Origin of the sequence: Micromonospora sp. NPDC049523, from assembly GCF_040676775.1 — a bacterium.
Classification (GTDB): Bacteria; Actinomycetota; Actinomycetes; order Mycobacteriales; family Micromonosporaceae; genus Micromonospora_G.
The window spans coordinates 286,600-301,234 of the sequence record NZ_JBFAPP010000002.1 but is presented as its reverse complement, the minus strand read 5'-3'; the positions used below and the strand labels follow the sequence as shown (position 1 = coordinate 301,234).

13 protein-coding genes are annotated in these 14,635 nt (G+C 72.8%); 7 read left to right on the top strand and 6 right to left on the bottom strand.

The window, feature by feature from the left end:
- Window positions 1-130: 130 nt before the first annotated feature.
- The gene (locus AB0J90_RS03910; protein WP_363591878.1) at window positions 131-547 is read right to left on the bottom strand and encodes a hypothetical protein; all 417 of its coding nucleotides are present in this window, start codon (window positions 545-547) and stop codon (window positions 131-133) included.
- 21 nt (window positions 548-568) lie between these two features.
- Window positions 569-2,740 (bottom strand): hypothetical protein, encoded by a 2,172-nt coding sequence (locus AB0J90_RS03905; RefSeq protein WP_363591876.1) that lies wholly within the window; start codon window positions 2,738-2,740, stop codon window positions 569-571.
- A gap of 217 nt (window positions 2,741-2,957) precedes the next feature.
- On the opposite strand from AB0J90_RS03905, the gene AB0J90_RS03900 reads away from it, so the two are divergent.
- The 3 genes from AB0J90_RS03900 to AB0J90_RS03890 all read left to right on the top strand — a co-directional run bounded on the left by AB0J90_RS03900 (window position 2,958) and on the right by AB0J90_RS03890 (window position 4,830).
- Window positions 2,958-3,638, top strand: coding sequence for a BON domain-containing protein (locus tag AB0J90_RS03900; RefSeq protein WP_363591874.1), 681 nt, complete (start codon window positions 2,958-2,960; stop codon window positions 3,636-3,638).
- Between the two features lie 75 nt (window positions 3,639-3,713).
- Window positions 3,714-4,202 carry a redoxin domain-containing protein gene (locus AB0J90_RS03895; protein ID WP_363591872.1) on the top strand — a complete coding sequence of 163 codons (489 nt, stop codon included), beginning with the start codon at window positions 3,714-3,716 and terminating at the stop codon, window positions 4,200-4,202.
- A 76-nt stretch (window positions 4,203-4,278) separates the two neighbouring features.
- Window positions 4,279-4,830, top strand: coding sequence for a DsbA family protein (locus AB0J90_RS03890; protein ID WP_363591870.1), 552 nt, complete (start codon window positions 4,279-4,281; stop codon window positions 4,828-4,830).
- Window positions 4,831-4,852: 22 nt separating this feature from the next.
- On the opposite strand, the gene AB0J90_RS03885 is transcribed toward AB0J90_RS03890, so the two are convergent.
- Window positions 4,853-7,654 (bottom strand): LuxR C-terminal-related transcriptional regulator, encoded by a 2,802-nt coding sequence (locus tag AB0J90_RS03885; protein ID WP_363591868.1) that lies wholly within the window; start codon window positions 7,652-7,654, stop codon window positions 4,853-4,855.
- Between the two features lie 201 nt (window positions 7,655-7,855).
- Between AB0J90_RS03885 and AB0J90_RS03880 the strand changes: the two genes are divergently transcribed.
- The 3 genes from AB0J90_RS03880 to AB0J90_RS03870 all read left to right on the top strand — a co-directional run bounded on the left by AB0J90_RS03880 (window position 7,856) and on the right by AB0J90_RS03870 (window position 11,424).
- Window positions 7,856-9,025 carry a saccharopine dehydrogenase NADP-binding domain-containing protein gene (locus AB0J90_RS03880; protein ID WP_363591866.1) on the top strand — a complete coding sequence of 390 codons (1,170 nt, stop codon included), beginning with the start codon at window positions 7,856-7,858 and terminating at the stop codon, window positions 9,023-9,025.
- Between the two features lie 323 nt (window positions 9,026-9,348).
- Window positions 9,349-10,173 (top strand): hypothetical protein, encoded by an 825-nt coding sequence (locus AB0J90_RS03875; protein WP_363591864.1) that lies wholly within the window; start codon window positions 9,349-9,351, stop codon window positions 10,171-10,173.
- A gap of 123 nt (window positions 10,174-10,296) precedes the next feature.
- Window positions 10,297-11,424: a MerR family transcriptional regulator gene (locus tag AB0J90_RS03870; RefSeq protein ID WP_363591862.1), complete on the top strand. Its 1,128-nt coding sequence runs from the start codon at window positions 10,297-10,299 to the stop codon at window positions 11,422-11,424.
- 24 nt (window positions 11,425-11,448) lie between these two features.
- Here the strand turns inward: AB0J90_RS03870 and AB0J90_RS03865 are convergent, their stop codons facing one another.
- The 3 genes from AB0J90_RS03865 to AB0J90_RS03855 all read right to left on the bottom strand — a co-directional run bounded on the left by AB0J90_RS03865 (window position 11,449) and on the right by AB0J90_RS03855 (window position 13,751).
- Window positions 11,449-12,009 (bottom strand): hypothetical protein, encoded by a 561-nt coding sequence (locus AB0J90_RS03865; RefSeq protein WP_363591860.1) that lies wholly within the window; start codon window positions 12,007-12,009, stop codon window positions 11,449-11,451.
- A gap of 115 nt (window positions 12,010-12,124) precedes the next feature.
- Window positions 12,125-13,189 (bottom strand): CU044_5270 family protein, encoded by a 1,065-nt coding sequence (locus AB0J90_RS03860; protein WP_363591858.1) that lies wholly within the window; start codon window positions 13,187-13,189, stop codon window positions 12,125-12,127.
- Window positions 13,182-13,751 carry a sigma-70 family RNA polymerase sigma factor gene (locus tag AB0J90_RS03855; protein ID WP_363591857.1) on the bottom strand — a complete coding sequence of 190 codons (570 nt, stop codon included), beginning with the start codon at window positions 13,749-13,751 and terminating at the stop codon, window positions 13,182-13,184. The genes AB0J90_RS03860 and AB0J90_RS03855 overlap by 8 nt, the downstream gene beginning before the upstream one ends.
- Window positions 13,752-14,084: 333 nt before the next feature.
- Here AB0J90_RS03855 and AB0J90_RS03850 point away from each other — a divergent pair, with 333 nt between their 5' ends.
- Window positions 14,085-14,633 carry a hypothetical protein gene (locus AB0J90_RS03850; RefSeq protein ID WP_363591855.1) on the top strand — a complete coding sequence of 183 codons (549 nt, stop codon included), beginning with the start codon at window positions 14,085-14,087 and terminating at the stop codon, window positions 14,631-14,633.
- Window positions 14,634-14,635: the final 2 nt, after the last annotated feature.

Genomic DNA, 14,635 nt, shown 5'->3' with positions numbered 1-14,635 from the left:
ACACGCCGGTCAGCGCTGTCAATAGTTGCGTATTTAAACTAAAGAATGGATGGCTCGGCGTGCCGGCCGAGTTCGGCGACGACCTCGGCCGGCCGGATCTGACCGGCACGACGCTACGCGACGGCTGCCGCTACTCGGTGGGTTCGCCCTCGGTCGGGTCCGGGCTCGGTGGCGGCTCCGGCGACTGCGGCGGTGTGGTCGGCTCGACCGGCGGCGGCGAGGTCGGCTGGCTGGGCGACCCGGACCCGGCAGATCGGGTACCGGTCGGTGCCGGGGAGGTCGGTTTGCCGGGGGCGGCCGGCGTACGGCCGGGAAGGGGGCGGTCCGGCCCCGGCGGGGCGAGTACGCCCACGGTCGCCGACGGGTCGGGGGTCGGCAGACCCGGTGAGACGGAATCGGTCGGCGAGGCCGTCGCGCTGGCAGAACCGCTCGGCAGCGGCGCCGCCGGCAGCGGTTCGGAGCGGAGCAGGGTCCCGCCCAACCACACCGCCGGTCCCAGCCCGACAGCCACGATCCCGCCGAACAGCGCGGCCACTCGGCGGTCCATCGCAAAACCTCCCCGGCCAGCTCAGCCGAGCCGGAACACCACCGCTCCGGCGATATCCTCACGGCTGATCCCGAGCCCCTGTGCGTCCCGGTTGAGCACATCCTGCCATGGTGTGCCGTTCACGTACTCCGGCAGCACGACAACTGTCCGGATGCCGATCTGCCGCAGGTACGCGACGCTCGTCTGGTCGGGGAAACTCGGCGTCACCGCACGGATCTGTTGCTGCGTCGGCGGTACGAACGACGCCAGACCGTTGGCGATCTTCGGGAACCCGTCGGTGGACCAGAGCATGATGGTGAACTCGAACGTCCCGTCGCTCGGCAGCACCAGCAGTGGCCCCTCCATCCCGCGCAGCGCCGCCGGTTGCGCCTGCACCGGCGCGTGCGGGGTGGTGTTGACCCCTTCGAGCACCACCAGGGCCAGCGGCACCAGCGTCAGGAGGCGGACCACCCACCCGGCCATCGGACGCGCCGGCCCGGACGCCCGGACCTGCTTCGGCGGTGGCGACACCGAGTGTGCGACCGGCACCGCGGGCCGGATGAACGCGCTGGTGACTCCGGCACCGACTGGCACGGGTGACCGTGCCGGCACGGCGGCCCCACCTGCGGGCGCGGGCTCGTCGTCGGCCGCGGGTCGACCGCCGTCACCGTCGGCCGCGTCACCGTCGGTCGCGGCCGCACCGCTACCGCCTGTCGCGGACGCGTCGCCGTCGATCCCGCCCGTCGCGGAAGTAGCACCGCCGTCGATCCCGCCCGTCGCGGGTGTAGCGCCGCTGCCGTCCGTCGCGGGTGTAGCGCCGCTGCCGTCCGTCGCGGATGTACGGCCGTCGGCGTCGCCCGGGGACGCGTCGCTCGGTTCGGTACGGCCGAGCATGCTGAGCACCCCGGCGGCGAGGATGCCGAGCAGCAGCGTGGTCCAGAGGATCAGCCGGCCCGGCGTACGGATCGCGTCCCAGCCGGGCAGGTGCAGGAACAGCGTGGCGTAACCCGGATTGCCGTCCCCGCCGAAGCTGGTGCCGGCGGCGAGCGCGACGCTCACCAGCACCCCGGCGGCGAGCAGCACCCGGTGACGTACGCGCCAGGCGGAGAAGAACAGGCCGGCGAACGCGAGGCCGATCAGCACCACACCGGGCAGCAGGGTCATCTCACCGGCGAACGGCAGCAGCTCACGGGCGGCCGCGTGCCGCTCCCCCCAGAGCCACGACTCCGGCGGCGCGGTGAAGAAACCCCGCAGCGGTGGGGAGAACTGCTCCAGGTGGGCCAGGGTCCGGCGGCCGTCCGGGTTCTGCTCGACCACCTTCAGGTACGGCAACGCCATGGCGAGCGTGATCGCGGCGAAGACCACACCACCGACCAGGTCGGCGGTGAGCAGCCGACGGCCGAAGACCGGTCGGGCCGAGCGCCGCCACCAGGACCAGAGGTAACCGACCACGACCACGAGGCAGAGCACCGCCAGGGCGTACCCGAACGGCAGGCCGATGCCGAAGCCGAGTGTCATCTGCCAGGCAGCGACCAGCCAACCGGCCAGCGCCCAGCCCGGACGACGTAGCTCCGGGCGGTAGCCGTAGGTCAGGGACCAGCCGTGCCCGCGGGCGAGCATGGCCAGGGCGAGCGCGATGCCGCCGATCGAGAGCACGTGCAGGTGCCCCGCCTGGGCCAGCTTCCACGGCGCGTACCCGTACGCGACCCCGGCCAGCGCGGCCCCGATCCGGTTCGCGCCGAGCTGGCGGACCAGGGCGTACGCCCCGACGAAGGCGAGCGCGTGGACCAGCACGTACAGGATGTTGTAACGGACGATCGCGGCGACCGGGCCCTCACCGACCATGCCCAGCGGGGCGTAGCCGAGCAGGGTGTCGGAGTACGCGTACGTGTAGCGCTCGGGGAAGAACGTGTTCGAGTGCCAGAGCTGGATCGGATCGGTGAGCAGGGCGTGCCCGCCCCAGGCGACCTGCCACGCCTGCAGGACCGGGTCGCCGGTGTCCTGCGGGATGGTCGTGGTGACGTCGCGCAACGTCGGCCAGGTGAGCAGTACGGCCAGCAGCAGCCCGCCGAGCGAGGCGAGCGTCCACTCGTGCCGCAGCAGGCGTACGAGGCGTTGTGACACGGCATGGCCGCGCGGCGGCCCGACCGGCTGCTCGGGCACCGTGGCCGAGCCGGCCGTCCGGTCCCCCGCAGTCACCTCGTCGGTCGTCATCCGCTCTCCTCCACCCACGTCAACACACCTGCCGGATCGACAGTCGATGATTCCTTACCGCCGGCCGACCTGTCACGCGCCCGGTCCGGCGGGCCTCACCTTTCCCGGGTGATGGGACGTCACCCGGGTACGCCGGAGCATCGGCCGTGACAGCGCGGCCACCACCGGCACCCCGGCGGGTCGCCGGTGCGCAATCTATCCCGTGGAAGGAACCACCATGACCTCGGCGAGGACGATCACCCGCAGCGACGAGGAAATCCAGCGCGATGTCCTCGACGAACTGGAGTGGGAGCCCCGGGTCCAGCCCAACGAGATCGGCGTGACGGTGCAGGAGGGGGTGGTGACCCTCACCGGCTGGGTGGACAACTACGCCAAGAAGTGGGCGGCCGAACGGTCCGCGCACCGGATCAACCGGGTCCGGGCGGTGGCCAACGACATCGAGGTGCGGTTGCCGTCCTCGGCCGAGCGGACCGACCCGGACATCGCGCTGGCGGCCACCCGCGCCCTGGAGTGGGACGCCTTCGTGCCGGTCGGGAACCTCGACGTGACCGTCTCCAACGGCTGGGTGGTGCTGCGCGGGGACGTCGAGTGGGAGTACCAGAAGCGGGCCGCGGAGCGGTCGGTCCGCCGGCTGGCCAGCGTCCGCGGCGTGACCAACGGGATCAACGTACGTCCGATCGGGCTGCCGTCGCCCGACGAGTTGGAGCAGCTCGTGGTCAACGCGCTGATCCGCAGCGCCGAGACCGACGTCGAGCGGATCGACATCGAGGTGCAGGGCGACCTGATCGTGCTCACCGGCGCCGTCGACTCCTGGCTGGAGCGGCAGGAGGCCGAGCGGGTGGCCTGGTCCGCGCCGGGCGTCGCCGCCGTCGACAACCACATCACCGTACGGGTGTGAGGCCCGCACCGGACGCGGGTTACCACCCGGATCGGGTGAGCCGGTGTCACCCGGCCCGGCGCGAGGATGAGAGACATGACTGATCCCAGCGGCGCACTCCAACCGGGACAACCGGCCCCGGAGTTCACCCTGCCGACCGGGCCCGATCGGCAGGTGAGCCTGGCTGAGTCCCGGGGTCGGCCGACCGTGCTGGCCTTCTACCCGGCGGACTGGAGTCCGGTCTGCGGTGACCAGATGGCGCTCTACCAGGCCGCGCGGCCCGCGTTCGACCAGTACGGCGCGTCGCTGCTGGGCATCTCGGTGGACAGCGTCTGGTGCCACGACGCGTTCGCCGCGAGTGCCGGGATCGAGTTCCCGCTGCTGTCCGACTTCGAACCGAAGGGCGCCGTCGCCCGGCAGTACGGCGTCTACGGCCCGGACGGCTACGCCGAGCGGGCACTGTTCGTGCTCGACCCGCAGGCCCGGGTGAGCTGGAGCTACGTCTCGCCGATCGACGTGAACCCGGGCGCCGACGGCATCCTCGACGCGCTCGACGCCCTCACCAGCCATCAGGCGCGGGCGTGACACGGCGAACAACGCATCTCTGCTGACCCGGCCGTCGGGACCGGGAAGGCGACACCGAGCACGACGGGGAGGCCCGATGACAACACCGATGCAGGTCACGTCGAGCAAACTGCGGGTGCCGCTCACCGACGACGATCACGTACGCGGGCCGGCCGAGGCACCGGTCACCCTGGTCGAGTACGCCGACCTGCAGTGCCCGTACTGCGGGCAGGCATATCACCGGCTGCACGAACTCCTGCGCCAGCGCCCCGAGACGGTACGGCTGGTCTTCCGGCACTTCCCGCTCAGCAACGTGCACCCGTACGCGGAACTGGCCGCCGAGACGGTCGAGGCGGCTGGCGTACGGGACCAGTTCTGGGCCATGCACGACTGGATATTCGAGCACCAGGACCAGCTCGACCCGGTGCACCTGTCGATGGGCTGCCAGCAGCTCGGGCTGCCGGAGGACGAGGTGGCCGACGAGGTCGCCCGGCACGTGCACCTCGACCGGGTCCGGCGCGACTTCGTCGGCGGCATCCGCAGCGGCGTCAACGGCACCCCGACGTTCTTCGTCAACGGCGTCCGCTACGACGGCTCGTACGAGCTGCCGGAGCTGATCGCGGCCGTGGACCAGGCCGCGTCGAGCTGACTTTCGACTCGCGCGCCGATGGTCAGATCAGACGCAGCTCGCGGGCCCGGCGGACGGCTTCCCGCCGCCGGGTCGCGTCCAGCTTCCGGTAGATGTTGCGCACGTGCGTCTTCACCGTGTTCACCGAGACCGACAGCTCGCTGGCGATCTCCACGTTGGACAGGATGCTCTGCAGGTAACGCAGCACGGTGAGTTCCCTGTCGGTCAACGGCTCCCCCAGACCGGGCACCGCCGCGGCCAGCCGCCCGCCCCGGTCCCGCCGGTCGACGCCGGTGGGCGTGATGCCGTCGCGACCGACGTGCTCGGCACCGGTGGCGATCAGTTCCCGGACCATCGGCCAGTACGCCGTACCGGAGTCGAGGTGCGCGGCGAGCAGGTCGCGGGCCGGTGGTTCGGACCGGGTGAACACCCGACGGAACCCGTCCGGCGCGGCCAGCACCAGCACCTCCTCCAACGTACGGGCGGCCCGACGGTGGTCGCCGGCCGCACGGGCGGTCAGCGCGTCGAGCAGCCCCGCCTCCAGCCGTACCGGCAGCAGCCAGGCGTCGCCGTCCGGCCCGGCCCAGTCCGGCAGCGTACGGGCCACCGCGCCCAGGTCCCCGGCGTGCAGGTACGCCCGGCACAGCGCCACGGCGAGCGCCTCCGCCGGCCCGGTGGCCTCGTCCAGTGGGGTGAGCAGCAGTTCCCGGCTGCGCCCCAGGTCGCCGTGCGCGGTGCACAGGTCGGCTTCGGCGGCGAGCAGCCAGTGCGACAACTGCTCGGCCCGCTGCTGCTCGCCCAGCCGGGCCCGGCCGGCGAGCAGGAGCTGGTAGGCGCCGGTCAGGTCGCCTCGGTCCCGGCCGAGTTGGGCTCGGATCCAGCCGGCCACCGCGGCGACGGCGGGTTCGCGGCCCTGCTCGATCCGGTGACCGGCGAGCGTCAGGTTCGCCTCGGCGTCGGCCGGGCTGTCCCGGTGCAGGGCGATCAGGGCGAGCGCGAGGTAGGCGTGCCCGTGGTCGGTGGGCGCGTCACCGTCGAGCGCGCCGCCGACCACCAGCCGGGCGTCCCGTTCTGCGGCGGCGAGCCGTCCGCGTACCGCCCGGACCAGGGCCAGCCGGCTGGTGCAGGCCAGTTCGGTGCGGGTGAGTCCGGCCCGGTGCGCGTCGGCCAACGCACCACTCAGCTCGGTCTCGGCGGCGACCAGGTCCCCGGTGCCGAGTTGCACCGCACCGGCGGCGGTACGGGCGATCGCCCGCGCGCGCAGGTCGACCGGGGGTCGGCCGGCACCGGCACCGGGCGGCGACGCCAGCGCACGCAACCGGGCGGCGGCGGCGAGCACGTCGGCGACCTCACCGTCGAGTTGCGCCCCGGCCAGCCGCAGCGCGGCCGCGATCAGCGTGAACCGGTCCCGGCGGACCCCGTCGAGCTGGGAGGCGTACCGATCGGCCAGCCGTAGGTGGCCACTGGCGGCGGCGCGGTCGCCCCGGTCCAGCGCGTCGACGGCGTACGCCAGGGCGAGTTCCGGCTCGGTGCGTACCGCCTCGGGCGCCGGTGGACCCGGTACCGGCGGGCCCGGCCGCGCCGGGGTGTACGGGACCAGCTCGGGCCAGTGCTCGGCGAGTACGTCGATGGCCAGACCCCACTCGCCCGCGCCGAGCGCGTGCCGCAGCGCCTCGGCCGGCAGTTCCCGTGTCACCGCCCAGCCTGCCGCCCGCCGGTGCAGGTCGAGCAGTTCGTCGGCGGGCCGCAGGCGTTGCTCGGCGCGGAGCAGTTCGGCGAGCATCCGGTGGTAGCGGTAGGCGGGCGGGCGGGTGCCGAGGCCGATCACGAATCCGGTGTCCCGTTCCAACTCGGCCAGCACCCGGTCGCCGTCGGTCCGCCCGGTCAGGGCGTTGACCAGGTCACCGGTGACCCGGTCGGCGACGGCACCGCGGCCCAGCACGTCCCGCGCCTCGTCGGTCAGCCCGGCCAGCACCTCCACCGACAGGTAGTCCGCCACCGCGGGATCGTCGCCGCCGAAGGCGTCGACGAACCGGGCCGGGTCGGGGTGGCCGGGCAGGGCGAGCGCGGCGAACCGGAGGCCGGCCGGCCAGCCCTCGGTCCGTACGCGTAGCTCCTCGGTCTGGTCGGCGGGGACGCTGATGCCGTGCGCGGTCAGCAGTTCGGCGGCCTCCGCGGCGGTGAACGCCAGCTCGGCCGCGCGGATCTCGGTCAGCTCGCCGCTGAGCCGCCACCGGTGCAGCGCCAGCGCCGGGTCGGTACGCCCACCGACGACCAGCCGGAGCCGGTCCCCGGTGTGCCGGAGCAGGAATTCGAGCCCGTCGGCCACGCCCGGGTCGTCGATCCGGTGGAAGTCGTCGAGCACCAGCGTGACCGGCTCCGGCCGGCGGCTCAGCTCCACGGCGAGACGGTCGAGGAAGTCCCGGTCCACCGGTTCGTCGGTGCCCGCGACGGCCGGCGCGGCGGACCCGTGGCCGTTCCTGGGGTCGCCGGTGGATCGGACGGCGGCCCGCAGGTACGACCAGAGCCGGCTCCCGCCGTCGCCGGGTTCGAGGGAGAGCCAGGCCCGGTGCCCGTTGTCGGCGTGGGCGCGGTACCAGGAGCCGAGCAGCGTCGTCTTGCCCCAGCCGGCCGGTGCCGAGACCAGCGTGACCGGGCCGGCGGCTCCTGCCTCCAGCAGTGTGAAGAGCCGGGGGCGGGCGACCACCGCGCCGGGCAGCGACGCGACCACCAGCTTGGAGGCCAGCAGCGGCGCGACCGCGGGCCCGGCGGCCCGGTCTTCCCCCACCACACCGGTACGACCGCGCGGCGCGGCGGCGCCGGCTCCGATCCGGTCCTCGGGCATCCTGTTCCACCCCCGCGGACACGACGACATCCATTGGTTCGATCACGGCCTGGACCCGGACTTCCGTCCGGGGCGCGACCCGGATACCCGGCCCGCCGGAGTTCACCCCTGACGGAGGAGACCGGTTCACCCCGATCCCCCACGACCGATCCCGGGTCGGCGGCGGCGATGCCCCCTGCTGTCCGGTGCGAGACTGCTCGGGTGTCCACGCCCCGTCCGTACGACCTCGTCCTGTTCGGCGCGACCGGGTTCACCGGCGGCCTGACCGCGCGGTACCTGGCCCGCCACGCGCCGAGCACGCTCCGCTGGGCGCTGGCCGGACGCAACCCGCAGCGGCTGGAAGAGGTGCGCGACGGCCTTGCCGGGATCAGCCCGGCCTGGCGTGACCTGCCGCTGCTCCCGGCCGACACGACCGACCCCGGATCGCTGCGCCGCCTCGCCGCAAGCACCCGCACGTTGATCAGCACGGTGGGGCCGTACGTGCACCACGGCGAGCCGGTGGTGGCCGCCTGCGCCGAGGCCGGGACGGACTACCTCGACATCACCGGTGAGCCGGAGTTCGTCGACCTGATGTACGTCCGCCACCACGAACAGGCCACCCGGACCGGGGCGCGGCTGGTGCACGCCTGCGGCTTCGACTGCGTACCCGCCGACCTCGGCGTGCACTTCACCGTCGGGCAACTGCCGGTGGGCGTACCGATCACAGTGGACGGTTACCTGCGGGCGTGGGGTGTGCCGTCGGCCGGCACGTACCGGACGGTGTTGCTGGTGTTGGCGCGGCGCCGCGGCGCGGCGACAGCGGCCCGCGCCCGGCGGCGGGCGCAGCCGATGGTGGAACCCCGCCGGGTACGGGCGGGCGCCGGGCGGGCGGGCCGCTCGGCCGAGTTGGGCCACTGGGTGCTGCCGCTGCCCTCGCTCGACCCGGCCGTGGTGCGCCACTCCGCCACCGCCCTGGACCGGTACGGTCCCGACTTCCGGTTCCGCCACCATCTCGCGCTGCGGCTGCCGCTGGTGGTCGGCGCGGTGGCCGGGGTCGCCGCACTGGCCGTGCTGGCCCGGGTCCGCCCGGTCCGGGAGTGGCTGCTGCGCCGGGCCGCCCCGGGTGCGGGCCCGACGGCCGAACAGCGGGCCAGGGGCTGGTTCGTGTTCCGTTTCGTCGGTGTCGGCGGCGGCCGCCGGGTGGTCACCGAGGTTGCCGGCGGTGACCCCGGGTACGACGAGACCGCCAAGATGCTCGCCGAGTCGGCCCTCTGCCTGGCCCTGGACGACCTGCCACCCACCTCCGGTCAGGTGACCCCGGCAGCGGCGATGGGTGAGGCGCTGACCGCGCGCCTGCACCGGGCCGGGATCACCTTCCGGGTGCTGTCCTGAGCGCCGGTCCAGCTCGTCGGCGACCACGGCACCGAACGCGCGAGTCGTGGAAGTTTTACGTCACCGATCGGCTGAACAAAGACGCCTTATCGTTCATTAAGTTCACGTCGATGAAGGATGGCGATATCGCTTAGCACTACCGTCGAATGACGGCCCCGGGCAGGCATAATCCCGCTGCGAGAAATCCGGACTGACGACCCGTTCCGGTTTGTGGCAATCGGCGAACGCACCGACGAATTGCCCGTGTGGCCGAAACCCGTTACCCATGTCATGCTCGGTTCGTTGTATCCATACGACTACATTGGCTCCGGCGGAGGGTGCGCGTGACCCAACTCGACCTCCCCGGTCCCGCGCCGGCCCACCCCGCCCCCCGGCGGACCGCCGAACAGGTGACCCGGCTGCGCCTCCTCATCACCGTCAAGACCGCACCGCGCCCCACCGACCGCTCCGACCGGACGGTCTACGCGGCCGGCATCAGCGCGGACCCGGACCGCCCCGGCTGGATCCGGCTCGCGCCGATCCCGATCAGCGAACTCGGCCCCGCCGCGGCCTTCGGCACGTACGACATCATCAGCGTCGACGCCCGCCCGGCCGACCCGGACTTCGGCCGGGAGAGCTGGCAGCCGGTACCGCACACCCTGGTCCGCGAGCACCACCTCAAGCGGTGGCAGTGGCGCCAGCCGTGGCTGGACCCGTACCTCGGGGAGACCGTGTGCCGGGAGCAGCCGGACGGGCCCACGCTCGCCCTGGTCCGGCCCCGGCAGGTCGACGGGCTCGTCCTGGCACCGCACCCGGACTGGACCATCGAACAACGCCGACGGCTCGACGCGTACGCCGACCGCCTCGACCCGACCGGGCACCAGGACCGCGGCCCGCTCTGCGCACCCCGGTTCACCGGGGCGTACCGCTACCGTTGCGCCGGGTACGACTGCCCCGGCCACCAGCACACCATCGCCGACTGGGAGTTCGCGGCGTTGCAACACCGGCTGGCCGGACTTTCCGACGACCGGCTTCGCAACGCCCTGACCACCGCCTTCCTGCACCGGATCTGCGGCCCGGACCGGGATCCGGCGTTCTACCTCGGGCGCTCCGGCACCCGCCCGGACGGCTACGACGTGCTCGGCGTCTACTGGCCACCGCGCCGCTGACCTCGGCAGTCTCTCCGCCGTCGAGCCACACCGCGCGTCGGGCGGCCGCTGCGTCCGGATAGGTTCGCCGGGTTGACCCTCGACCTGGTCGAGCCCCCAGGATCAGCGGACGTGGAGAGCGACATGCGCAGCATCGGGGAGATGGCCCGGGCCAGCGGCCTGACCGTCAGCGCCCTGCGGTTCTACGACGGCGCCGGCATCCTGGTGCCCGCCGTGGTGGACCCGGAGACCGGCTACCGCTGGTACGCCCAACAGCAGCTCGAACCCGCCCGGCTGGTGGCCCGCCTGCGACGGGTCAACCTGCCGCTGTCCGAGATCGGCCTGGTGCTCCGGCACTGGTCCGAGCCGGTGGTCGTACGCCGGCTGCTGGACGGGCACCTGCGTCGGCTGGAGGCCGGTCTCACCGACGCCCGCCGCGAACTCTCCCGGGTCCACGCCCTGCTCGACCACGAGGAGAACCTGATGACCGGTGCCACCCATCTCACCCTCACCCGCGGCGGCCTGGCCGCCGGGCTCGACGCGGTGCGTTTCGCCGTCGGTGACGACCCTGAACTGCCCGTACTCGGCTCGGTGTTGTTCGAGATCGAGGAATCGCTGCTGCACCTGGTGGCCACCGACCGTTACCGGCTGGCGGTCGCCGTGGCGCCGGTGAACGCGGTCGACGGGCCGAGCCGCCGGGTGATCGCCCCGGTCGCCTTCGTCGACCAGGCCCGCAGCCTGCTTGCCGGCACGGGATCCGACGCCGACGAGCCGGTGACGGTGGTACTCGGCGGCACCGAGGTCGGCATCCGGGCCGGCGGGCTGACCGTGCAGGGCGAACCACTCGACTACGACTTCCCGGACTACCGGCGACTGCTCGGCAACCGGCTCGACGGCAAGGGAACGGTGCGGGTGACCGTGGACGTCCCCGCGCTGCGTACGGCGCTCGCCACCGCGAACACCACCACCGTCGTACGCGAGCAGGACGGCACGCCGTGCGAGGTGGCGGTGCTGGCGGTGGGCGCCGACGGAGCCCTGGCGGTGCTGGACCCGGACCGGATGCCGGCCGACCCGTCGGGCGCGGGAGCGGTGGCGGGCGTGGACGGTTCGGCCGGGCCGATCGGGGTCAACCGGGAGTTCCTGCTGGAGGCGCTGGACGCGGGTGGCCGGGGGCAGCTCGTACTCGACCTGGACGGGCCGATCCGGCCGCTGCTGCTGCGGCAGCCGGACGACGAGCGGACGTTCTCGTTGCTGATGCCGATCCGCCGCTGACCGGGCGTACGGGCCGGCGGCGGGTCAGGCGACGAGGCCCCGGTACCGGCGCATCCGGCGCCGGTACAGCCAGAAGTAGCCGGCGGCCACGGCGAAGAACGGCACGGTGATCAGGGCACGGACGACATCGCTCGTGCTCCGGTCACCGAGCAGCAGCAACACCACCTGCAGCAGCGCCAGTAAGACGTACAGCCACGGCACCCAGGCCTGGGCGGGGCTTCGCGCGATCAGGTCGCGGGCCAGCAGGTCGATCCGGGTGTCGTCGCTGTGACCGGCCCGGATCGCCCGGTGCACCGCCCGTCGGGTCGCCAGGTCGGCCCCCAGTATCAGCGGCGGGTCGCTTCGGCGCCGCTGCACCAGCCAGACGACGCCGAGCAGGGCCGAGGTGACCAGGGCCACGCCGGCACCGATCATGATCAGGTTGAGCGGTGGCGTGTCCCCGAGGGCGACCAGGCCACCGATGATGATCGCCAGGCCGGCCAGCGGCCCGACGAGCAGGATGATCAGTCCCATCCGGCGCCGCACCCGATGCCGGGCACGTTCCCTCAGCTGCAACCGTCCGACACCGGCCTCTGTCCCCGTCATCACGACCACCTCCCGTGACAGCCGGAGATACCCGTCGATCCCGCTTTCCAATCCGGTAGCCGGTCGAATGGTTCGGGGCCGGACCGGCGTACCCGGTCCGGCCCCGAACCGCGGTTCAGCCGAGCTGGTCGGTGCGCTGGTGGGCCAGGTAGAGCACGTAGGAGATCACCGCGGGCGCGCGTACGGCCGAGCGTGGCGGGCTGATCAGGGCCACCTGTTCGTAGCTGAGCAGGGTGCCGGTGTCCGGGTCCAGCACGGCCAGGTCGCGGGTCGCCCCGGCCTCGCTGTCCACGCTGACCGCGACACCGGTCCGACCCGCCCGGTCGACCACTCTCCCCCGGTACACCAGTCCGTTCGTCTCGGTCAGCACGTGCAGTACGGCGGCGCGCAAGGCGGGACTCATCTCGTGGAATCGGTACAGGTCGGCCACCGCCCGGATCACGGCCTGTGGGCCGTTGCTGAAGGGTTCGTGCGCGGAAAGTTGTCGGGACAGCACCACCGGGTCGGTGGCCGGGTCGTCCACGACCAGGGCCATCTCCCCGGCGCGGTAGTCGGTGCGGGAGCGGTCGGAGCCGGGTGGCGGCCCGTCGAGCCACTGCGCCGCGTCCGCATTGCCCGCCTGTGGCGGCAGGGCGGTGATCTCCTCCCGGCCGGACCGGTCCGCCGCCCACCACAGCCGCTCGTCCCGGGCGACCACCGCGTTCGCCTCGTCCGGGCCCCCGGCGGTGTTCTCCAGCGACCAGGTCTGGCTGTGCTGGTACGTGTAGCGCCCGGTGCCGGCCGTCTCGTGCAGGCCAGCAGTCCGTTCCGCCAGCTCCCGCAGCCACGGCCCGGCCGGTTCGGCCTGCCCGGGAAACTGGAGCCCGAGCGCGGCCGGCGCGACGGCCATCGCCACCGTCGTCGGCTCGCCACCGTCCCCGACCCCGGCCGGCAGTACGTTGACCAGCACCAGCGCGGTGACGCCGAGGGCCACGGCGGCGGCCGGCGCGAGCAGCCGGAGCCGTACGCCGGGACGGCTCGTCGCCCGCCACCGCCCGTCGACCCGGCGCTGGTCGACCAGCCTCCGCAGCTCGGCGGCGCTGCGCCGGGGCGGCCCGATCTGCTTGCCGCGCATCGGGTCGTTCGCCTCGACCAGCCGTCGGACCAGACGCTCGGTCTGCTCGTCGTGATGCTCAGCCATCGTTGCTCTCCCCCACGCCTCTGCGACCCGCGCCACTGAGCACCGGGTCGGCCGTACCCACCATCCAGCCGCGCAGCCGGCCCAGCGCCCGGGAGCGTCGCTTGCGTACGGTCGCCTGCCACAGGCCGAGCACGTGTGCGATCTCGGCGGTGTCCAGTCCGTCCAGGTAGGCGAGTTGCAGCACCTCCCGCTCGGCCGGCTTGAGCTGTCCCCAGACCCGACCGAGGTCCAGCCGGTCGCAGACGATCGCGCTCTCCTCGCCCTCGGCCGCACCGGCCACCACCTCCATCACCTCCATCTCGACCAGCGCCATCGGGTGCCGCCGACTCCACCGCCGGTGGTTGCGCAGGTGGTTGTTGGCGGTGGCGAACAGCCAGGCCCTCGGTTCGTCCGGTACGTACGACCGCCGGTCCCAAGCGGTCATGAACGTCTGCTGTGCCAGGTCTTCCGCCTCGCCTTCGTTACCGCCCAACGCCCGCGCCAGCATCCTGACCACGTCCGGCCAGAATCGCCGGTGCAGTGCGTCGTGCCACGCCTCGTCCCGGCCGCCGTTGCCGCCCACCGACTCTCCTCGAGGGATCGATGCCTCTCGCCCGCCGGCACGGACAGCACCGGCGACGATCTATGTCGTTCCTCCCACCATGAATATGTCCGCCCCGGCGCCGGTGTGACCGTCCAGGTCAGGTGCCATCGGCGAGAAATCCGACGCGCTCTGCGTCGGCTATCCGACAAATGGCCGATCTCGACCCGCAGAACCGGCAATGACCTGCGAGAACATGAAGATGAATCGTGACAAGTCATTCACCGTCATCTTTGCCACAATATGATGAAGGTCGGATGCGGGCTCCGACCGATCTCCCTCACCGCACGGAATCCCGTACCCGAGGAGGCTGCCATGGCAACCACCCCCCGCCAATGGAGCAGATCGGCAACCGTCCTGGCCGCGATCATCGCGATCGTCGCCCTCGTCGCCGCCGCACCCCCGGCCACCGCCGGACCACCGGACGGCCCCGTCTCACCCGGCGCCGTACAGGTCGAGATCGACAAGCACCTGGCCGCGTATCCGGGCGGCCGGCAGATCGGCCCCACCGAGATCAGCTATGCCGGTGGCAGCTTCGTGCTGACCTTCGAACCACCGGTCGGCACCCTGGCCAGCCCGGACTGCACCTCGGGCTGGTTCTGTTTCTACGACCGGATCAACTACGGCTACCCGCGCGGGCGGCTGTCCAGTTGCGGCTGGCAGGACCTGGCGAGCTGGGGCTGGCACGACCGGACCGAGTCGGTGCACTTCAACATCTCGTCAGGGTCGGTCTCGTACCTCAACCACACCAGCGCCGGCCACGGCGGCGACCCGTACCTGTTCTCGGTCAGCGCGAGCGCCCGTACGGACAACGACGTGTCGCCGTACCGCAACATGGCCGATCACGTGAACCGCTACTGCTGACC

Bases quoted from the DNA above. Each gene is read 5' to 3' on its own strand.
- AB0J90_RS03910 (WP_363591878.1), bottom strand. From the start codon at position 547: ATGGACCGCCGAGTGGCCGCGCTGTTCGGCGGGATCGTGGCTGTCGGG.
- AB0J90_RS03905 (WP_363591876.1), bottom strand. From the start codon at position 2,740: ATGACGACCGACGAGGTGACTGCGGGGGACCGGACGGCCGGCTCGGCC.
- AB0J90_RS03900 (WP_363591874.1), top strand. From the start codon at position 2,958: ATGACCTCGGCGAGGACGATCACCCGCAGCGACGAGGAAATCCAGCGC.
- AB0J90_RS03895 (WP_363591872.1), top strand. From the start codon at position 3,714: ATGACTGATCCCAGCGGCGCACTCCAACCGGGACAACCGGCCCCGGAG.
- AB0J90_RS03890 (WP_363591870.1), top strand. From the start codon at position 4,279: ATGACAACACCGATGCAGGTCACGTCGAGCAAACTGCGGGTGCCGCTC.
- AB0J90_RS03885 (WP_363591868.1), bottom strand. From the start codon at position 7,654: ATGCCCGAGGACCGGATCGGAGCCGGCGCCGCCGCGCCGCGCGGTCGT.
- AB0J90_RS03870 (WP_363591862.1), top strand. From the start codon at position 10,297: ATGCGCAGCATCGGGGAGATGGCCCGGGCCAGCGGCCTGACCGTCAGC.
- AB0J90_RS03865 (WP_363591860.1), bottom strand. From the start codon at position 12,009: ATGACGGGGACAGAGGCCGGTGTCGGACGGTTGCAGCTGAGGGAACGT.
- AB0J90_RS03860 (WP_363591858.1), bottom strand. From the start codon at position 13,189: ATGGCTGAGCATCACGACGAGCAGACCGAGCGTCTGGTCCGACGGCTG.
- AB0J90_RS03850 (WP_363591855.1), top strand. From the start codon at position 14,085: ATGGCAACCACCCCCCGCCAATGGAGCAGATCGGCAACCGTCCTGGCC.